Raw genomic sequence first — 20,378 nt, forward strand, 5'->3', positions numbered from 1 at the left:
AATAATGAGCACAACAACCTGTACCCATAAAGACAACCCTAACTTCTGGATCTTCGGGCTGTTTTTCTTTTTCTACTTCTTCATTATGGCCACCTGCTTTCCGTTCCTGCCGATCTGGCTGTCGGATATCATCGGCCTGAATAAAACCCATACGGGGATCGTCTTCTCCTGTATCTCGCTCTCTGCTATCGCTTTCCAGCCCGTACTGGGCGTGATTTCGGACAAGCTGGGGCTGAAAAAACACATGCTGTGGATCATTGCGGTGCTGCTGTTTCTATTCGCACCGTTTTTCCTCTACGTTTTCGCCCCGTTGTTGAAAACCAGCATCTGGCTGGGGGCATTAAGCGGCGGCCTGTACATTGGCTTTGTTTTCTCGGCGGGTTCGGGGGCTATCGAAGCCTATATTGAGCGCGTAAGCCGCAACAGCTACTTCGAATATGGCAAGGCGCGCATGTTTGGCTGCCTTGGCTGGGGACTCTGCGCTTCGACAGGTGGGATCCTGTTCGGTATCGACTCATCATACGTATTCTGGATGGGCTCGGCGGCGGCACTATTGCTGATGCTGCTGTTGATTATCGCCAAACCAAAACCAAATCAGACGGCAGAGGTGATGAACGCGCTCGGGGCCAACCAGCCGCAAATCACGGCGAAAACGGTATTTAATCTGTTCCGCCAGCGCAAAATGTGGCTGTTTATTCTCTACGTGGTGGGCGTTGCCTGCGTCTATGACGTATTCGACCAGCAGTTTGCCACCTTCTTCAAATCCTTCTTTGCTACGCCGCAGGAGGGCACCCGCGCCTTTGGTTTTGCCACCACGGCCGGGGAGATCTGCAACGCTATCATCATGTTCTGCTCGCCGTGGATCATTAACCGCATCGGGGCAAAAAACACGCTGCTGATTGCCGGACTGATTATGGCGACGCGTATTATTGGCTCGTCGTTTGCCACGACGGTGGTTGAGGTGGTCGCCCTGAAGATGCTGCATGCGCTGGAGGTGCCGTTCCTGCTGGTAGGGGCCTTTAAATACATTACCGGTGTATTTGATACCCGTTTGTCTGCCACTATCTACCTGATTGGCTTCCAGTTTGCTAAGCAGCTCGCGGCGATATTCCTCTCCGCTTTTGCCGGGAATATGTATGACCGGATCGGCTTCCAGGATACCTACCTGATGCTGGGCTGCTTTGTACTGGCAATTACGGTGGTATCGGCGTTTACGCTGAGCGGCAGAGGGCGTACAGAGAACACCTCAGACACAACGCCGCTTCCAGCCAGGCGCTGATCGGTAAGGTGTTTAAAAAGGTAAAACCCACCAGAGGTGGGTTTTACCGATAGCATTGCAGATACGCATCCCATAATCGATTTTTGAAAGACAAAAAATAGCGGTAGCTAAAAAATACGGCGCTTTTAAAAATCATGGGAAAATGCAAAGTATGCCTGTTATTAATAATACCAATTTGACGCCAACTCATTATCCTGTCGCCGTTGTTGAGGCAAAAACGGACAGTGGTAATGAATGTTTTTTGATTGATAAAAACAAAGGGCTGGTATATCAGCTCTCAGCAGTGACAAACAGTAGTGTAAAACTAAACCCGGTCGCTTTCTCCACGGTGGAGGCAATGGGCATAAATTTTATAGATAAGATCACCCACTGTAATGCCATGGAGATAATTAAAAATCCGAACTTGATTAATACCGTTCTTAGCCAGTATAGCTTTAGTACTGCGCAGCCTAGCCGATTCCAGGCTATCACCGATTTAGGCGAGGTTGAAAAGAGCCAATATAAACAGCTATCAGACACTGACAAAACGGCGCAGCTCCGGCTGGAGCTCCTCTCCCTCGTTGACGACGATCTGAAAGGCTCTTTTAATACGCTGTTAAAAGAGTGGGGAACCTATGGCGTTTCTGCCAGCGAGATCGACAGGGAAACCTATGCCGATTTCAAACAATTCTATGACGAAAAAATGGCAAACCACGCGGTTAAAAAGGACGACTACGCGAAACTGGATTTTGCTGCGCAAAATATCAAATCGCAGATTACCGACCCGCGCTGTTTAAATGCCAAACTGACGCCGCTGCAGCTGTTCAAGGCAGCTTATCAGCTAGGCGATATTCCGGGAGTGTCCAACTTCCGCTTTATGAACAATCCGGCCAGTAAAGAAGACGGAAAATACCGGGAGTGGATGTATCACTTTGACAACAGTAATTATGCTGCCGAGTTTAAGCTGATTACCACACGTACCGCCGGTACCGATCGGGCCAACACGGAACAGTGCCTGGCCGCGTTTCCTTATGATACCGAAAAAAGTATCCGTTTTACCCAAAACGAAGCGGCAACTAAATTCCCAACCATGGACGATCTGCAAAAAGAGTTCAGCCATATTCCGGGGGCGAGCTATGTAGTTATTCACAACCCAGACAGTACAACACCGATTGAAACGGGTATTCGTACTGAAATGATCGCGCATCACCGCTCTGCAAGCAGCCAAAACGAAACGGAATCACGCGATTCTGAATTAATGACCTTCCATGGTACCGACCGGTGCCAGCCTTTTCTTACCGCAGAAGAGCTGGACCAGGCCTCGCATCTCACGTCATTACAACGTTTTGTCTTGGGCAAATTCCGTGATGCCGATCCCCAACAGTTTGTCGCAGCATTAAAAGAACAGAAAGAGATCCTCAACGCACAAATAAGGCAAAATCTGACGGCCAATACCTTTAAACCGCTGGAAAAAATAACCGTGGCTAAATTCAGCGGGCAGGGGCTACAAATTACCAACGAGGCTTTATTCAATAAGCAGCTTACCACTTACGATAACCTACCCGAAGTTCTGGATAAGATCCCTAAACTGGATCTCTCCTCTGCCGATTTACCCGAGACGGTGCTCGCTGTCGTTCCCCTGCTAATGAACTACGATCAAAATGCCGAGTTGAAGCCCGATTGTTCCGAGAACAGGGCATTTCCAGCCAGAACCCAACTGCGGGAACGCACCAACGAACAGTTCAAGGCGCCGCTGAAACGCGATTTGCCACACATCCAGTTCAGTAACAGCCCCAATAATCTGTTGCCGATGGATAAACTGATTGATATCACCCATGACATTCAGGGCTTTTACCAAACGGCAACTCAGTCCCTCAACGCACTCAAGGCCGACCCGAAGCTGACGGCGTTGTTTGACAGCCGGGCAGAGTTGGCCCGGGAGTATGTTAGCCAATTCCCGCTGCGCGCAAGCCAGCCCGAAACCCATCAGGTGCTGTCACTATTCACCTACTACATGATTGACGATCTGGACCAGGCCGTTTCCGCCCTGCATAACTTCCGGGCCAACGTCGATAGCACCCTGTTTGACCGCATCAAAGAGCAGCAGCAGCCGCTACTGCAGCATTTCATTACCCACCGTCTGTTAAACGATCGGCTGGCAGCCTGATCCGGTTTACCTGGGGCCATCATGGCCCCTTTCTCCCCCAATAAAGAAATAACTAATATGATTAACCATAATTACCGATCCACGATCGGCCAATTTATACCGCTCCAGCAAGAGAGCAATAAACCCCGTACGGCACATCTAACCCAGGAGAGGCCAGCCGGGGAATGTATCAAAATGGATGTCGTGCCGGGTAATAGCACCAGCAGCATTGAGAAAATGACCCATCCGCTGGCAGGGTGCAGTGAAGAGGGGGGCATGTCGCCCTATATGATAGCCCTGCTTGGCGATCAAAAAGCGCTGAATTTTGCTGAAAAAGTGCTTCAGGCGCCGAGAAAACGCCTGCTGGACCAGCTGGGTATTGATGACCGAAATAAAGCCGAGCGCCATGCCCAGCTACACGCCGAACTGACGTCTCTCACTCGCTTCTATCAGCGTGATGACGCATTACAACCCAAAAGGATCGCATTAAACGGCCAGCCTTTTATTGAACAGGAGCCTACCCGACCTTACTTTGCTGGACAGAAAATCGTCACGCCAGATTTCACTCTGTACCGAGCGGAGCAAAAGCAGCAAAGAAATAATCTCTTATTGTGCAAAACGCGTGATGATAGCGCGCTCTATTTCAATCAGGCTCCGATCGCTGAGCTAAAAACGTATAACGATGATGTTTTTGCCAATGAGTCAGCGCTGCGTGCCGGCGACAATTTTTTGAATAAAACGCAATACTTCACCGCGATGGTCGAGTATTTAACCCGCTACAGCCAGGCTGGGGATATTTTGGTACAAAACTCGCTGGAAACCAGCAGCGATAGAAATACGCCTCATCTACAGTTTATTCCTGGCGATGTCCCTTTACCCCTGTTCTATCAACGCGCTCAGGCACTCACCGACGGAGAATATCAGCAGATTGACTGGTATTTACCCACCCTGGCGATGACCGTGGATAGCCGACAGCATGGCTGGCAAGCAGAGACAGAACGGGCGCAGGCAGTATGCCAGGCATTACTGACCAATCAACACATCAGTACCACTCCGGTGTTCAGAAGCCTGGGTGACGGCCTGGCAACGCTGTATTTGATCTTCAAACAGGACGGCAGCGATATGGCACCAGAACTGCTGCAGCAGGCCCCCGGCTGGCTGGAGGCCTGCGGTATTTTTATTGCCAATACGCCAAAAGCAGTAATGTTCACCGCCCAGGGCGCAGAGCAATATTATGCCTCATACGCGGTCACGGATAAGGAGCAGCTGCTGACAAGTCTGGCGCAACGCCTCAGCGACTGAGCACAAACGTTTGAACAGGAGTAGCCTGGCAACACCTCACGCCAGGTAGAACACCTCTTTTAGCTCGGCGCTTACCGGGCTGTTATCGGCGTTAGTCGGCATTACATCGCGCATATGTTGCCACCAGCGCTGGCAGACGTCGGTGTTAGCGACCGCGTTCCAGCGCTCCTCAGACTCGATCTCTACGCTGGCGAACAGCAGGTTACGCGCCTTATCGAGGTAGATCGCGTAGTGATGCGCACCGTGGTCCTTCAGGACCGCCTCCAGCTCGGGCCAGATAGGAGTATGGCGGCGCTCGTACTCCTCGTGGGCGTTGGCGTTGACCTGCATCACAAAGGCTTTGCGGATCATAATGCCTCCAGATAGAGCTCACGCACCTCGTCCCGGCTGGCGGTACGCGGGTTGCAGGGGGCGCAGGGGTCGGCCAGGGCCTTGTCCAGCCAGCCTTCGATATCCTCTTTGGTCACGCCGAGCTGGCTGAAGCCGGAAGGGATACCTACCCGAGCGCTGAGATCGCGAATCGCCTGAATGGCCGTCATGCTGGCGGCTTCGTCGCTCATGCCGCGGGTATCGACCCCCATCGCCTGAGCGATGCGGGCAAAGCGCGCCACCGCGTTCGGGCGGTTAAAGTTTTCGATGATCGGCAGCAGGATGGCGTTGCAGACGCCGTGAGGCAGGTTGTGCGTCGCCCCCGGCTGGTGTGCCAGAGCGTGTACCAGGCCCAGCCCGGCGCTGTTAAACGCCATCCCCGCCAGATACTGGCCGAAGGCCATCTGTTCCCGGGCCTCGATGTTTTGCCCGTCGCCAACCGCTTTCGGCAGCCAAAGGTTGATCAGCCGAATTGCCTCCAGCGCGTTGGCGTCGGTTAGCGGATGCGCGCCGACGGAGACAAAGGCCTCTACCGCGTGGGTCAGGGCATCCATGCCGGTGGCGGCGGTGACCGATGCCGGGATCGCCAGCATTACGCTGGCGTCGTCGACAGCGATATCCGGAATGATGTTGGCGTCGATAATCACCTCTTTTACCTGACGCGCCGAGTCGATGATCACCGCGTTACTGGTCATCTCCGCCGCGGTACCGGCGGTAGTATTAATGGCTACCAGCGGCACGCCGGGATTAACCACTTTACCGACACCGGAGTAGGCGGTTGAGGGGCCAGGGTTAGCGGTGAGGATTTTTACCGCTTTCGCGGTATCGATCGGACTACCGCCGCCGAAGGCGATGATGTAGTCACACTCCGCCGCCTGCCAGGCCGCGTAGCCCGCCTGCACCAGCTCCTCGGTGGGGTTAGGGAAGACGCTATCGAAGAGGTGGTAGGACATCTGGTGCGCATCCAGGGCGGCAAACAGGCTGTCGAGCAGGCCCAGCTTAACCAGCTGACCGTCGGTGACAACCAGCGCCTTGCCCCACTGCTTGTTTGCTACCAGATTAACCATATCGCCAATTGCGCCTGCGCCATGCAGGCTGATTTTAGGCAGTGCCAACATAAAGCTCATGATAGATCTCCGTTCATTACTGTGATTTTTATGCCCGGCGGCGCTGCGCTTGCGCGGGCCTACAGGATCGTAGGCCGGGTAAACGTAGTGCCACCCGGCAGCTATATTCGTCTTCGTTGCACAATCCGGCGGGTGATGATCGGCAGGGAGATGACCACAATCAGCATCGCGCCAATGATGATCGACATCACGATGCCCGGCACGTTGAGCAGGCTCAGGCCAAAGGTCACCAGCCCCATCAGGAAGGCGGCGATAATCACGCCCACCATGCTGCCGGAGCCGCCAAGAATATTGACCCCACCCAGCACCGCCATAGTCACTACCGCCAGCTCCCAGCCGGTAGCGATAGTGGGGCGGGTACTGCCGAGGCGCGAGGTGAGCAGCACCGAGGCCAGTCCGGCCATCAGCCCCACCAGGGCAAAAAGCAGCAGGTTGTGACGCTTGACGTTGATGCCGGAGTACCATGCTCCAGTTGGGTTATTGCCGATGGCGTAGGTGCGGCGGCCAAAGTTAGTGCGGTGCAGCACGAACGCAAAGATGCCCGCCAGCACGATAAAGAGCGCAAACTCAAACGACAGCGCCCCCCAGACGTAGCCCTGGCCGAACCACGCGAAGCTTTCGGGGTATGCGTTCAGCGCCTTATCGCCAAGCAGAATGTAGGTGATGCCGCGATAGAGGCTCATGGTGCCGATGGTGATGACGATAGAGGAGAGATTAAACCGCGTCACCAGCAGGCCGTTAAACAGCCCGCACAGCAGACCGACACCTAACCCCACAACGACCAGCAGCGGTGTATCCACTCCCGCCTGGGCGCAAAAGCCCATCACGGTAGAGCTCAGGGCGATAGTGGAGGCTACCGACAGGTCAATCTCCCGGGCGATAATCAGCATCGCCATCGGCAGAACGATGATCGCCTTCTCGGTGAAGTTAAAGGTGGCGTCAGAGAGGTTCCAGATATTGAGAAAGTAGGGAGAGGCGAAGGCGTTAATTAAAAACACCAGCAGCGTGACGGCGAGTAAGAAACCCTCCCAGCACAGGAGCCGTTTCAGCAGCGGCAGCGTTGCGGGAGGGTTGCCTGGGCCGTCAGTGGTTAACATTTTACTCATGATTTCACCGCCTGTTTCTGTCGGGCCAGCGCCGCGTCGCGCAGGATCAGCCGACCTTTACGTTTATTGCCGCGCTCATTAAGCAGAACCGCTATCACAATCACCGTGCCGGAGATGGCCATCTGCCAGAAGGGTGAGATACCGATCACCGGCAGCGCGTTGTTGATCACGCCGAGGAACAGCGCACCAAACAAGCAGCCGAGCACGCGGCCCGTACCGCCCATGGTGCTAACCCCACCGATTACGCAGGCGGCCACCACCTGCAGCTCAAAGCCGTTAGCGACGTCGACATAGGCCACGGCGAAGCGGGAGATCCACAGGTAGCCGCAGAACCCGGCCAGCGCGCCAGAGAGGCAGAAGCTGACGAACTGCATTTTTCCAGCGTTGATGCCGGTGTAGTAGGCTGCCGTGGCGTTGCCGCCTGCGGTATAGAGCGCCCGCCCGGTGCGGCTGTAGCGCAGGAAGTAGCCTACCAGCAGCAGCGCGGCGACGGCGCACCAGCTCAGCAGCGGCAGCCCCAGCACGCTGGCACGCGGCAGGGCAAGGAAATCACCGCTCATCTGGTGGGAGTTGATCCAGCCCCCGTCAGAAAGTAGAAAGATAATGCCGCGATAGATGCTCATGGTGCCGAGCGTCACCACAATCGACGGGATGCCCATCTTCCACACCAGCAGGCCGTTGATCGCGCCCATCACCAGTCCGAGGCCGGTCGCCAGGATCAGCAGCGCCCAGACCGGAATATCAGGATGATGGAAGTTGAGCAGGGCGACAATCATCCCGGTCAGCGCCAGGTTGGCGGCCATCGACAGATCGATGCCCTTGGTCAGCAGCACCATCATCTGGCCGAGGGCGAGAATAATCAGGATCGCCGTATCGTTAAACATCTCTGCCAGGTTGCCCGGGGCGATAAACGACGGTACGCGGCTGCCGATAGCCAGCACCATCAGGACGATCACCGCGGCCAGCAGCGCCTCGCGGTTTTTAAGCAGTTGTTGCCACATTATGCTGCCTCCTGTTTCGCACCGCTGGCAGCGCTAACGATGGTCTCGGCGGTGGCTTCACCCGCCGCGTATTCGGCGACCATCCGCCCCTCATGCATCACCACGATCCGATCGGCCATGCCCATTACCTCAGGCAGCTCCGAGGAGACCATGATCACTGCCAGCCCCTGGCCGACCAGCTCGGACATAAACTGATGTACGGCCGCCTTCGAGCCGATATCGATGCCTTTGGTAGGCTCATCAAGAATGATGACGTCGGGGTGCGTGGCGAGCCATTTACCGATCACCACCTTCTGCTGGTTGCCGCCGGAGAGCGTCTCCACCGGCTGTTGCCAGCTGAACGCTTTGACCTGGAGCCGTCTGGCATACTCGTCGGCGAGTCGCCACTCACGGTCGTCGTGCAGCACGCCATTCGGATTTAGCTTGCCGAGCTGCGGCAGGCTGATGTTCTGGGCGATAGGCAGGGCAATAATGGCACCCTGCTTCTGCCGCTCCTCCGGCACGCAGACGATACCGGCCCGGATGGCATCCGCAGGCTGGTGGAACTGCACCGTTTTGCCGTTAAGCACGATGCTGCCGGAAGAGGGGCGCGACACGCCGGAAAGCGCCTGCATCAGCTCGGTACGACCTGCGCCCACCAGTCCGTAAAAGCCAAGGATCTCGCCCTTGCGCAGGGTAAAGTTGATGTGGGCAAACTCGGTGGGATGGCAGAGATCCTTCACCTCCAGCACCGTTTCGCCAGGATCGCAGGCGATCTTGGGATAGGTCTGGGTAATGGCGCGGCCTACCATCATCGTCACCATCCGCTCTTCGCTAATCTCGCTCATCGCCCCGGAGCCGACGTACACCCCGTCGCGTAGGATGGTGTAGTGATCCGCCAGCTCAAAAATCTCGTCGAATTTATGGGAGATAAACAGGATCGCCTTGCCCTCCTGCTTCAGGCGCTCAACGATCTGGTAGAACTCCAGAATCTCGTGCTGGGAGAGCGCGGCAGTAGGCTCGTCGAGGATCACTACCTGCGCATCAAAGGAGAGGGCGCGTGCAATGGCGACCATGTGGCGCTGGGCGATGCTCAGGGTTTTCAGGGTCGCATGGGGATCGATCTGCACTTCGAGGCGAGCGAGGATATCCCGGGCTTTCTGGTGCATGGCGGGCCAGTCGAGCTTTTTCAAAAAGCCCTTATAGAGGTACTGACCGACAAAAATGTTCTCCGTTACCGACAGCTCATCAAACAGCACGGTCTCCTGGTGGATCGCCGTAATGCCCACCCGATGGGCGGATTCCGGCGCGGGTAGTTGGATAGGGATCGCCTTATAGAGGATTTCACCCTCTTCAGGCTGATAGATGCCGGTCATCACTTTAACCAGCGTGGATTTGCCTGCGCCATTTTCACCAATCAGCGCGGTAACTTTGCCAGGCCAGAGGTCAAGCTGTACGTTCTCAAGAGCGCGCACGCCAGGGAACACCTTGGTGATCCCCTTGAGCTGAAGCAGTGGTGTCATGATAAGTCTCCGTATCGACGGGGGATCGTAGGCCGGATAAGCGCAGCGCCATCCGGCAGAACGGCGGTTGATGCTGGCGCTTATCTCTCCTACAAATCACATCAGAAAATTTTGGAAAACTTATCAATATTGCTGGCATCGTAGACAAACGGCTCAGACATCGCACCACTGCCGTCTGCATCCAGCTTCACCTTGCCGAGTTTGCCCATATTGGCTTCCGTTTTAGTGGCCGTGCCTTTGACCAGATCGTCCGCCAGATAGGTAGCGGCATAGCCCAGATCGATCGGGTTCCAGATAGCAAAGCTCTTGGTTGCGCCCGATTTCACCGCGCCCGCCATCTCAGACGGCAGGCCTAATCCGGTGACGTACACCTTGCCAATCTTGCCCTGATCTTTCACCGCCTGGGCGGCAGCCACGATACCTACCGAGGAGGGGGAGACGATCACCTTCAGATCCGGGTAGGTTTTCAGCAGGCCGACCGCTTCGCGGTAGCTCTTATCGGAGAGGTCATCGCCGTAGGCCACTGTCACCAGGTTGACGGAGGGGTACTTCGGCAGCACCTTTTTCATCTCTTCAATCCAGATGTTCTGGTTGGTCGAGGTTGGCGTTGCGCTGAGGATCGCCACGTCGCCTTTCTCCACGTTCAGCGCCTTCAGCGCCTCGGCGGCGAGCTTAACGTTGGTTTCCCCAATCAGCGCATTGTTGGATGGATTGAGATGGATCTGGCGACCCGCTTTCGCCACGCCGGAGTCCCACGAGACAACTTTGATCCCGCGCTGCATCGCTTTTTTCAGTACCGGCACAACGGCGTCCGGATCGTTTGCTGAGATAGCGATCGCATCTACCCCCTGAGCGATCAACCCGTTAAGCACTTCGATCTGCGCTTCCGCCGTGGTGGTGGTCGGGCCGGTATAAATGACTTTAACATCCCCTAACTCTTTAGCCGCCTCCTGGGCACCGACGTTCGCTGCCTCAAAAAAACCATTGCCGAGGGATTTTGCGACCAGGGCAATTTTGACTTCTGCTAATGCGGAACCGGACAACGCCAGAGCGGCAACGGTGAGGATCAAGCTTGTCTTTATTCTCATTGCTTTTACTCCACTGATATTGAGTGAGTTATGTAGGGCTTGCAGGTGTGGTTTCGCCCCGTCTCAATGAGCGGGGCGCGATGTTCTTATTTATAAAGCTGTAGTGCGCTGGCCATCGGGGTGACGCCAAAACGTTTACCGAGGGCAATTAACTCCTCTTGAGTGATGGTCTGCTTCATGCCGCCCATCGAGTAGACCTTCACCAGTACCTCGGCAGACTTCTCGGCGGTGTCGATCAGGCCAAAGGCTTCGTCCAGCGTTGGACCGCTGCCGAAGACGCCGTGGAACGGCCACAGCACCAGCGAGTGCCGTGACATCTGCCCTGCGGTGGCCTGGCCAATCTCATCGGTGCCGGGGACCATCCATGGCAGAATGCCAACGCCATCAGGAAACACAACCAGGCATTCGGTACTGCCTTCCCACAGTTTGCGGGTGATCACATCCGTATCGTTTTCCAACACATAGGTGAGGGCGATCAGGTTGGTGGCGTGGCAGTGCATAATCACCCGGTCTTTGCCATCGGTAGCCTTGATGCGCTCGCAGTGGGAGAGAAAGTGCGCCGGCAGCTCGGAGGTAGGAACCGCTTCATCGGTGAGCCCCCAGAGAATGTGGTAGCCCGCGCCGTCGCTGTCGACTTTAACGATCCCGAGGTTAGCTACCGGGTCGAGCTGCACGTTACGGAAAAACTTGCCGGAGCCAGTGACGATAAACGGCGTATTGGCCAGCAGTGGCATCGGCTGGCTCAGGGCGATATAGCGCGGGCTGGCGTGGAATTCGGCCGTAAACGGGGCGATATCGCCGTCGTCCAGCCGCAGGGTCAGGTTGCCGCCGTTGCGCTCGTCCCAGCCCTTCAGCCAGGCGTCAGAGGTCGCTTTGATCATCCCCTGGACGAACCATGAAGTAGTGATGGTCTGCATAGTCTTATAGTTCCTTTGAAAATGCCGGGTGGCGCTGCGCTTACCCGGCCTACTGTTTATTTACGGTGACTTAAAATCTCTTTTTCATAGGCCCGCACGCTGTCCAGCCACTGGCTCCCCGCCGGGGTATCGTGACGCTGGCAGTACATCTCCCATACCGCCTGCCACGGCAGCGATTTTTGCTCTTCCAGCAGCGCCAGCCGGGCGGTGTAGTCGCCCTCGGCCTCCAGCGTGCGCAGCTGGTCGGTCGGCTCCAGCAGGGCACGCAGCAGGGCTTTTTTCATATTGCGGGTGCCGATCACCCAGGCGGCGATGCGGTTGATTGACGCATCAAAGAAGTCGAGACCAATGTGCACCCGGTCAAAGAGATCGTGGCGAATGATTTCGCTGGCAATGGCCTGGGTTTCGTCATCCAGCAGCACCACATGATCGCTGTCCCAGCGCACCGGGCGGCTAACGTGCAGCAGCAGGCGCGGGATATAGAGCATGGCGGCGGAGATCTTGTCGGAGATCACCTCCGTCGGATGGAAGTGGCCCGCATCCAGGCAGAGCGCGGTCTGGCGGCTGGTGGCGTAGCCCATATAAAACTCGTTCGAGCCGACGGTGTAGCTCTCCGCACCGATACCGAACAGCTTGCTCTCTACGGCATCGATGTGGTGGTCGAGGCTCAGCTTTTCGCTCAGGGCTTCATCCAGCGCGGCAAGCAGGCGCTGACGCGGGGCGAGGCGGTCAACGGTGACGTCTTTCATGCCGTCCGGAACCCAGATATTCATCACCGACGGCGTACCCAGCTGCTCGCCAAACCAGGCAGATACGCGGCGGCAGGCTTTAACGTGGTCGATCCAGAACTGGCGGATCTCGTCGTTGGCGTGGGAGAGGGTAAAGCCATCGGCGCTCAGCGGATGCGAGAAGCAAGAGGGGTTAAAGTCCAGGCCCAGCTTCTGCGCTTTTGCCCACGCCACCCAGTTGGTAAAGTGCTCGGGCCTGATGGCGTTACGCTCCACCGGCGTCTCTGATTCAAGGTAGATTGCATGCAGATTCAGACGTATTGGCCCGGGGATCAGGCTCAGAGCCTGCTCCAGATCCGCCCGCAGCTCCTGGGCGCTGCGCGCTTTGCCAGGGTAGTTGCCGGTGGCCTGGATCCCGCCGGTCAGGCCGCCCTGCGGGTTCTCAAACCCAGCCACGTCATCGCCCTGCCAGCAGTGCATGGAAACCGGCAGGCGATCGAGCTGGCGCAGCGCCTCCTCAACGTCAACGCCTACCGCGGCAAACCGCTGCTTAGCAAGTTCCCAGGCTTGTTCAATGGGAGTGGTCATGCGCAAAGCTCCTTTCTCTGTTGTTTGGTTTGAAACTGCGCGACGTGGCGGGCAATTTCACTGTCAGGTTGTGGAATAAAGGTTGTCAGGGGGTAATTGGCCGTCACGACCTGACGGAAAGCGTCGACGTTGTCCAGCTCGTCCAGGGTCATGAGTTGAATACCGATATTGCCCAGCGTTGAGGCTTCGATGGGGCCCGCGACCACCGTGACGCCGCAGGCGTCGGCGCAGAGCTGGTTGAGGAGACGGTTCTGGCAGCCGCCGCCAACAATGTGCAGCTGGCTGAACCGTTTGCCGCGCAGCGCCGCCAGCTCGCCGAGCACGTCGGCGTAGAGCAGGGCAAGGCTGTCGAAGATGCAGCGCGCCAGTTCAGCCTGGCTGGCTGGCTCTGGCTGGCTTGACTCGCGGCAGGCAGCGCGGATCTCGGCGCTCATGTTTTCCGGGTTGATAAAGCGCTCATCGTTGGGATTAATCAGCATCCGGCATGCGGTTAGCTGCTCGGTTTCCGCAATCAAGGCGGGCAGGTCGGTGACGTTCTGCTCTTTCAACACGCGCTGTAGCAGCCACAGGCCCATGATGTTTTTCAGCACCCGGTAGCGCCCTTCGGCACCGCCCTCGTTGGTGATATTGGCCGCCAGCGCCGCCTCGTCGGTATAGGGGGTTTGGCTCTCAAAACCCATCAGGGACCAGGTTCCAGAGGAGAGGTAGGCGCTGTCCGCATCGCTCAGCGGCGAGGCGATCACGGCGCTGGCGGTATCATGGCTGGCGACGGCCACGACGGGAATTTCACTCCCCTGCGGGCCTCGCCAGTGGCCAATCACGTTGCCCGGCTGGGTCGGTGTGCCAAACCACGCTGGGTTAGCGCCGGTCCAGGCCAGCAGGATGTCATCCCAGTCATTGCTATTGATATTCACCAGTTGGGTCGTGGTGGCGTTGGTGTACTCCCAGTTCATTTTGCCCGTCAGACGAAAGCTGAAGTAGTCTGGGATCAGCAGGGCATGAGCTACCTGCGCCGCCTGCTCTGGCTGCTGTTCGACAAATGTGTGCAGCTGATAGAGCGTGTTGAAAGGCAGAAACTGGATACCGCTGCGGCGGTAAATTGTCTCTCTGCCGAGCTGCGCCTGGGCGCGGGCCATTACGCCGTGGGTGCGCCCGTCGCGGTACGACACCGGCAGACCGACGCGCTGGCCGTGTTCATCAAGCAGCACATAGTCCACGCCCCAGGTATCAATGCCGATGCTATCGATCTGAATACCCTGCTCGCTGACCTTGTTTAGCCCAAGGCGAATCTCACTCTCCAGGCTGTCGATATCCCAGGTAGCAAAGCCGTTCACGTTTTGCAGGCAGTTGACGAAGCGGTGAATTTCACGCAGCCTCAGGGCGCGCTGTTCACTGTCGTAACGCGCCAGCATGACGCGCCCACTGGATGCGCCGAGATCGACCGCGACACAATGGCGAAAGGTCATAGTGGAGTCCTCTGAGAGTCAATGCCGACAGTCTACGAACCCCCTCAGCGGCGTACCTTCTTGCTATGGACAGGCAAAATTAGGCGCTGGCAAGAAAGCAAAGATGAACGTGATAGCGTTCACAATTTCCAGTAATAGCGCCTCTTATCACTGGTGTGACGCCAGCCGCATTTCCGGATCTTTCCCACCGTTTCTTGAAAAAGCGACCGGGTTTGCGCGCTTTGATGTCAAAAATTCAAGGTGGGATTGCCAGCCTTTCATTACTCTTTTTGGCATGTTCTCCATTTCAGGAAGCCGTCATGACCGTACTCCACAGCGTAGATTTTTTTCCGTCAGGTAAAACGCCTGTGGCTATTGAGCCGCGCCTTCCCCAGTCGGCGTTTCCTGAGCATCACCATGATTTCCATGAGATTGTTATTGTTGAGCATGGTACGGGCATTCATGTTTTTAACGGTCAGCCCTACTCCATCAGCGGGGGCAGCGTCTGTTTCATCCGTGACCACGATCGCCATCTCTACGAACACACGGATAATCTCTGTCTGACCAACGTGCTCTACCGCTCGCCGGAGGCTTTCCAGTTCCTGACGGGGCTGAACCAGCTGCTGCCTCAGGAGCAGGACGGACACTATGCCTCCCACTGGCGGGTTAACCAGGGGGCGCTACAGCAGGTGCGGCAGATCGTCGGCCAGATGGAGCAGAGCGCCGAGGAGGAGAGCACCGCCGCTCTTGCCAGCCGGGAGATCCTGTTTATGCAGCTGCTGGTGCTGCTGCGGAAGAGCAGTCTTGAGGAGGGGGCCGTTAACAACGATGCCCGCCTGAATCAGATGATGGCGTGGCTGGAGGATCACTTCGCGGATGAGGTTTGCTGGGCGTCGCTGGCTGACCGTTTCTCTCTCTCGCTGCGTACGCTGCACCGTCAGCTGAAGCAGCACACGGGCATGACCCCGCAGCGCTACCTCAACCGCCTGCGCCTGATTAAGGCCCGCCACCTGCTGCGCCACAGCGATGAAAGCGTTACCGACATTGCGTTTCGCTGCGGTTTCGGCGACAGCAACCACTTTTCGACGCTTTTTCGCCGCGAATTTAGCTGGTCACCGCGGGATATCCGTCAGGGGCGGGATGCTCCGCTGCAATAGCCGTAAACGAGAAGAGAGTCACCGTTTTTTTGCTAAAAAACAGCTAAATATAGAAGGTTGAAGGCTGTTGAGGTGACGCTGTGGCAGGTCAGTTAATTCTGCGGAGGGATGATTTTTTTGCCAGGCCCGGGCAGGCGGTCGCGGTGGCCGATCGCTATCCGCAAAACGTCTTTGCTGAACACACCCATGAGTTCAACGAGCTGGTGCTGGTCTGGCGCGGCAACGGCCTGCATATTCTTAACGATCGCCCGTATCGTATTACCCGGGGCGATCTCTTCTATATCCGCGCCGAGGACCGTCACGCCTACGCCTCGGTAAACGATCTGGTGCTGCAAAACATCATCTACTGCCCGGAGCGGCTGACGCTCAACCTTGACTGGGCTGCGCATATCCCCGGCCTGGACGGCGGAGAGCCGATACCCTACTGGCGCATGGGCAGCAGCGGTATGGCCCAGGCCCGGCAGGTGATTAGCCAGCTTGAGCATGAGAGCACCAAAGCGGATCCGCTCTCCGATCCGCTGGCAGAAACGCTGTTTGCCCAACTGGTATTAACCCTTAAGCGCCATCGCTACGCCACCAATAATCTTTCGGCGACCCGTAGCGAAGCGTTGCTGGATAAACTCATCACCGCCCTGGCCAGCAGCCTCAACCGCGCCTTTTTGCTTGAGCAATTTTGCGAGCAAAATCAGTGCAGTGAGCGTACACTACGCCAGCAGTTTCGTACCCAGACCGGCATGACAATCAACCACTATCTGCGCCAGCTGCGCATCTGTCACGCTCAGTATCTGCTCCAGCACAGCGAGCTGATGATCGGTGAAATTGCCACACGCTGTGGTTTTGAAGACAGCAACTATTTTTCCGTAGTTTTTACCCGTGAAACCGGCGTGGCACCGAGTCAGTGGCGGCATCGCAGCAGGACGCTCTCGGGTACATAACAAAAGGTTATAACCATATAAAAACTACGGCATTGATAAACATTTTCAATACTACTTAATTAACTATAATGAACCAACTGCTTACGCGGCGTTAACAGTATCGCCGCCCGACAATTAATGGAGATGATTATGAGTTACACACTGCCATCACTGCCGTACGCTTATGATGCACTGGAACCACACTTCGATAAGCAGACGATGGAAATCCATCACACTAAACATCACCAGACCTACGTTAACAACGCTAACGCCGCACTGGAAAGCCTGCCTGAGCTGGCTAACCTGCCGGTAGAAGAGCTGATCGCTAAGCTGGATCAGGTTCCGGCCGACAAAAAAACCGTCCTGCGTAACAACGCTGGCGGTCACGCTAACCACAGCCTGTTCTGGAAAGGCCTGAAAACCGGCACTACCCTGCAGGGCGATCTGAAAGCCGCCATCGAGCGCGACTTCGGCTCCGTTGAGAAATTCAAAGAAGAGTTCGAGAAAGCAGCGGCAACCCGCTTTGGCTCCGGCTGGGCATGGCTGGTACTGAAAGGCGACAAGCTGGCCGTTGTCTCTACCGCAAACCAGGATAGCCCGCTGATGGGTGAAGCGGTTTCTGGCGCATCCGGCTTCCCGATCCTGGGCCTGGACGTGTGGGAACACGCTTACTACCTGAAATACCAGAACAAACGCCCGGACTACATCAAGGCATTCTGGGAAGTTGTGAACTGGGACGAAGCTGCTGCCCGTTTCGCTGCTAAAAAATAAGGTTGCATTGTGACCAGTGAAAAGCGAGTCTTATGACTCGCTTTTTTTGTATCTGGATAAGGCGCGGTGATGCATCATCAGGTTAACGTTTTTACTGGTAAAGTAAGCGATTACGCAGGCAGTCGGCCAAGCGCTATTGCCAAAGTGCAGGTTGACGGCGAGCTGACGTTAACCGAGCGAGGGCTTGCGGGGGATGAGCAGGCCGAGAAGAAGATCCACGGCGGGCCAGATCGTGCCCTGTGTCACTATCCACGCGAGCACTATCGCTACTGGGCAAGCGCATTTCCTGAACAGGCGGAGCGCTTTGTCGCGCCAGCGTTCGGCGAGAACCTCTCCACCGAGGGAATGACCGAGCAAAACGTCTATATCGGGGATATTTTTCGCTGGGGTGAAGCGCTAATTCAGGTGACCCAGCCGCGTTCGCCCTGTTTCAAAGTTAACTACCATTTTGCCATTCATGATCTCTCCTCCCTGATGCAGGAGAGCGGCCGCACGGGTTGGCTCTACCGGGTAATTGCCCCGGGCAGCGTCTCCAGCGATGCGCCCCTTGAGCTGGTTTCCCGCTGTAGCGACGTGAGCGTCTATGAGGCCGCCGCCATCGCCTGGCATCTGCCGTTTGACGACGAGCAGTACCACCGCCTGCTCTCTGCCGCTGGCCTCTCGGTGAGCTGGGCCAGAACCATGCAGAAACGACGCCTGAGCGGCAAGATTGAAAGCTTTGCGCCCAGACTGTGGGGCAGGAAATAGCAGGCCGGGGGTTGCCCGGCCTGGAGACTCTACACGTTTAAACTATGAACGCTTATGCAGCGGTAGCCACATGGTTAAGCGTAAGCCGCCTAACGGGCTGTCGTCGGCCTTCACCCAGCCGCGGTGCTGCTGGATAGCCGTCTCGACAATCGCCAACCCGAGCCCGCTGCCGCCGGACTCTCGGTCACGCGCTTCGTCGGTACGATAGAACGGGCGGAAAATTTGCTCGCGATCTTCCGCACTGACGCCCGGACCGTCGTCATCTACGTTAACCGTCACGCCCTCTTTATCCACCGCAAAACTCACCTCAATCTTCGTATGCGAGTAGCGCAGGGCGTTACGCACGATATTTTCCAGCGCGCTCTCCAGCGCACTCGGGTTGCCGTACAGCGGCCACGGTCCCGGCGGGAAGTTGACGGTCAGTGATTTGCCCATCTGCTCGGCTTCAAAGGCGGCGTTATCCAGCACGTCATTCCACAGGTGATTGGCCTTAACGGTTTCGCTCACCAGCGCATTTTTCTGCTGATTACGCGACATCACCAGCAGATCGTTAATCATGCTGTCGAGACGCTGCGCTTCGGTCTCAATGCGGGCCAGCTCCTTGCTCTCACCGCTGCGGCGGCGCAGCAGGGCGGTACCCAGCTGTAAACGCGTAAGCGGCGTGCGCAGCTCGTGAGAGATGTCAGAGAGCAGGCGCTGCTGAGTGGTCATCATGCGTTCAAGTGCCGTGACCATCTGGTTAAAGCTGGCCCCGGCAGCAAGAAACTCCTGCGGCCCGGCTTCCAGCTCTGGATGCTGGCGCAGGTTGCCCTGAGCTACTTCGTCCGCCGCGTTTTTCAGCTTACGCGCCGGTTTGGCCAGGCTCCACGCCAGCCAGAGCAGCAGCGGAGAGCTGATCAACATCGTCACAATCAGCAGCAGAAGCGGTCGGTCAAACAGCAGGTTGATAAAATCGGACTGGGAGTTGCTCGCCGGACGGATAAGGTAGAGCTGGTAGTTATCTTCCCCGTCGCGGATGGAAAACGGCCCTACCAGCTCTACCCGTCCATATTTTTTCTTCTGCGGATGATCGGAGTTATCCGCCTGGCCAATAAAGTTACGAATGATCTGCATTTCGCTACGTTCAGCGCCGATCACCCGGCCTTCACTGGTCACCAACAGCAGGCGCTGCCCCGGCGGGGCCCACTTATCAATTGCGCGAAACAGCCGCCGCCACCACATCAAATCGTTCGGTGGATCAAGGGCCAGCTCCGCCTCAACGTGCTGCTCAATCATAATGCCCTGGCGCTGCTCGCTATCCAGCAGCTCCGTCATTTGCCGGGAGTCCAGCTTGGGCACCATTAAGACCAGCATTAGCACCAGTGCCAGCGTTAGCCAAAAAATGGCAAAGATGCGTGCCGTCAAACTTCCTATCATGAAGCCGCAACCATCAGATAGCCGCGTCCGCGCAGCGTTTTAAACCACGGATGGCCATCTTTACGCTCCGGCAGCTTACGGCGCAGGTTAGAGATATGCATATCGATCGCGCGATCGAACGGCGTCAGGCGTTTACCCAAAACCTCCTGGCTAAGATGCTCCCTGGAGACCACCTGGCCGAGATGCTGCGCCAGCAGGTAGAGCAGGGTGAACTCGGTGCCGGTCAGCTCCAGCGACTGGCCATCAAAACTGGCCTCCTGACGGCCTGGATTCAGGCTCAGGGCGTCCACTTCCAGGGTCGGTGAACCGTTATCGCTGTTCTGCTGCTGCTCACTCCAGTGTGAACGGCGCAGAATAGCGCGAATACGGGCCACCAGCTCGCGATCGTTAAAGGGTTTAGGCAGATAGTCGTCCGCGCCCAGCTCAAGGCCGAGAACGCGATCCAGCTCGCTACCGCGTGCCGTCAGCATAATGACGGGTGTCTGGTGTGTCTGGCGTAGCTCTTTAAGGGTGTCGATACCATTCTTCTTTGGCATCATTACGTCGAGCAAAAGCAGATCGATGCTGTCGTCCAGGAGGTCGAGCGCCTGCTCCCCGTCATGGGCAACCTGCACATTGAAGCCTTCCATGTCGAGCAGCTCCTTTAAAAGGGAAGTAAGCTCTCGGTCATCGTCAACTAACAAAATTTTATTCATTATTTAAATACCTCCGAGGCAGAAATTACGTCATCAAGGCTCGCTAATCCATGACTTTACGTTGTTTTACACCCCCTGACGCTAGTTTGCAGCCTGAATCG

At 56.7% G+C, this 20,378-nt stretch carries 18 protein-coding genes; 7 read left to right on the forward strand and 11 right to left on the reverse strand.

The annotated features are described in order from the left end of the window. Positions 1 to 4: 4 nt before the first annotated feature. The 3 genes from NR795_RS19625 to NR795_RS19635 all read left to right on the forward strand — a co-directional run bounded on the left by NR795_RS19625 (position 5) and on the right by NR795_RS19635 (position 4,706). Positions 5 to 1,279 carry an MFS transporter gene (locus NR795_RS19625; protein WP_257759118.1) on the forward strand — a complete coding sequence of 425 codons (1,275 nt, stop codon included), beginning with the start codon at positions 5 to 7 and terminating at the stop codon, positions 1,277 to 1,279. Positions 1,280 to 1,430: 151 nt separating this feature from the next. Next, on the forward strand, positions 1,431 to 3,425 hold the full coding sequence (locus tag NR795_RS19630) for a hypothetical protein (protein ID WP_257759119.1): 1,995 nt from the start codon (positions 1,431 to 1,433) through the stop codon (positions 3,423 to 3,425). A gap of 21 nt (positions 3,426 to 3,446) precedes the next feature. Next, on the forward strand, positions 3,447 to 4,706 hold the full coding sequence (locus NR795_RS19635; protein ID WP_257759120.1) for a hypothetical protein: 1,260 nt from the start codon (positions 3,447 to 3,449) through the stop codon (positions 4,704 to 4,706). Between the two features lie 36 nt (positions 4,707 to 4,742). On the opposite strand, the gene rhaM is transcribed toward NR795_RS19635, so the two are convergent. The 9 genes from rhaM to rhaB all read right to left on the reverse strand — a co-directional run bounded on the left by rhaM (position 4,743) and on the right by rhaB (position 14,598). Continuing rightward, entirely contained in the window at positions 4,743 to 5,057 is a 315-nt protein-coding gene (gene rhaM / locus NR795_RS19640) for an L-rhamnose mutarotase (protein WP_257759121.1), read from the reverse strand. Next, positions 5,054 to 6,202 (reverse strand): lactaldehyde reductase, encoded by a 1,149-nt coding sequence (fucO, locus tag NR795_RS19645; RefSeq protein ID WP_257759122.1) that lies wholly within the window; start codon positions 6,200 to 6,202, stop codon positions 5,054 to 5,056. The genes rhaM and fucO overlap by 4 nt, the downstream gene beginning before the upstream one ends. A 101-nt stretch (positions 6,203 to 6,303) precedes the next feature. Beyond that, entirely contained in the window at positions 6,304 to 7,308 is a 1,005-nt protein-coding gene (locus NR795_RS19650; protein WP_257759123.1) for an ABC transporter permease, read from the reverse strand. Next, positions 7,305 to 8,309 (reverse strand): ABC transporter permease, encoded by a 1,005-nt coding sequence (locus NR795_RS19655; protein ID WP_257759124.1) that lies wholly within the window; start codon positions 8,307 to 8,309, stop codon positions 7,305 to 7,307. The genes NR795_RS19650 and NR795_RS19655 overlap by 4 nt, the downstream gene beginning before the upstream one ends. Next, positions 8,309 to 9,811 carry a sugar ABC transporter ATP-binding protein gene (locus NR795_RS19660; RefSeq protein WP_257759125.1) on the reverse strand — a complete coding sequence of 501 codons (1,503 nt, stop codon included), beginning with the start codon at positions 9,809 to 9,811 and terminating at the stop codon, positions 8,309 to 8,311. The genes NR795_RS19655 and NR795_RS19660 overlap by 1 nt, the downstream gene beginning before the upstream one ends. A 101-nt stretch (positions 9,812 to 9,912) precedes the next feature. Continuing rightward, complete coding sequence (gene rhaS, locus NR795_RS19665; RefSeq protein WP_103821692.1) at positions 9,913 to 10,899, reverse strand: rhamnose ABC transporter substrate-binding protein; 987 nt, start codon at positions 10,897 to 10,899, stop codon at positions 9,913 to 9,915. 86 nt (positions 10,900 to 10,985) lie between these two features. Next, on the reverse strand, positions 10,986 to 11,816 hold the full coding sequence (gene rhaD / locus NR795_RS19670) for a rhamnulose-1-phosphate aldolase (RefSeq protein ID WP_144818857.1): 831 nt from the start codon (positions 11,814 to 11,816) through the stop codon (positions 10,986 to 10,988). A gap of 56 nt (positions 11,817 to 11,872) precedes the next feature. Then, positions 11,873 to 13,132: an L-rhamnose isomerase gene (rhaA, locus tag NR795_RS19675; RefSeq protein WP_257759126.1), complete on the reverse strand. Its 1,260-nt coding sequence runs from the start codon at positions 13,130 to 13,132 to the stop codon at positions 11,873 to 11,875. Then, complete coding sequence (gene rhaB, locus NR795_RS19680; RefSeq protein WP_257759128.1) at positions 13,129 to 14,598, reverse strand: rhamnulokinase; 1,470 nt, start codon at positions 14,596 to 14,598, stop codon at positions 13,129 to 13,131. Before rhaB ends, rhaA begins: the two co-directional genes overlap by 4 nt. Before the next feature lie 299 nt (positions 14,599 to 14,897). On the opposite strand from rhaB, the gene rhaS (NR795_RS19685) reads away from it, so the two are divergent. From rhaS (NR795_RS19685) to yiiM, 4 genes are all read left to right on the forward strand, one after another. Continuing rightward, positions 14,898 to 15,734, forward strand: coding sequence for an HTH-type transcriptional activator RhaS (rhaS, locus tag NR795_RS19685; protein WP_144818851.1), 837 nt, complete (start codon positions 14,898 to 14,900; stop codon positions 15,732 to 15,734). Positions 15,735 to 15,814: 80 nt separating this feature from the next. After that, on the forward strand, positions 15,815 to 16,669 hold the full coding sequence (gene rhaR, locus NR795_RS19690; protein ID WP_257759130.1) for an HTH-type transcriptional activator RhaR: 855 nt from the start codon (positions 15,815 to 15,817) through the stop codon (positions 16,667 to 16,669). A gap of 129 nt (positions 16,670 to 16,798) precedes the next feature. Next, positions 16,799 to 17,419, forward strand: coding sequence for a superoxide dismutase [Mn] (sodA, locus tag NR795_RS19695; protein WP_042394546.1), 621 nt, complete (start codon positions 16,799 to 16,801; stop codon positions 17,417 to 17,419). A gap of 69 nt (positions 17,420 to 17,488) precedes the next feature. After that, positions 17,489 to 18,166 (forward strand): 6-hydroxyaminopurine reductase, encoded by a 678-nt coding sequence (gene yiiM, locus NR795_RS19700; protein WP_144818847.1) that lies wholly within the window; start codon positions 17,489 to 17,491, stop codon positions 18,164 to 18,166. 42 nt (positions 18,167 to 18,208) lie between these two features. Here the strand turns inward: yiiM and cpxA are convergent, their stop codons facing one another. Both cpxA and cpxR read right to left on the reverse strand, forming a co-directional pair. Beyond that, positions 18,209 to 19,582, reverse strand: a complete 1,374-nt coding sequence (gene cpxA / locus NR795_RS19705) for an envelope stress sensor histidine kinase CpxA (RefSeq protein WP_144818845.1) — start codon at positions 19,580 to 19,582, stop codon at positions 18,209 to 18,211. Continuing rightward, positions 19,579 to 20,277 (reverse strand): envelope stress response regulator transcription factor CpxR, encoded by a 699-nt coding sequence (gene cpxR / locus NR795_RS19710; protein WP_042394556.1) that lies wholly within the window; start codon positions 20,275 to 20,277, stop codon positions 19,579 to 19,581. The genes cpxA and cpxR overlap by 4 nt, the downstream gene beginning before the upstream one ends. Positions 20,278 to 20,378 lie beyond the last annotated feature (101 nt).

The organism is Pseudescherichia sp. L3 (assembly GCF_024656065.1).
GTDB lineage: Bacteria > Pseudomonadota > Gammaproteobacteria > Enterobacterales > Enterobacteriaceae > Pseudescherichia.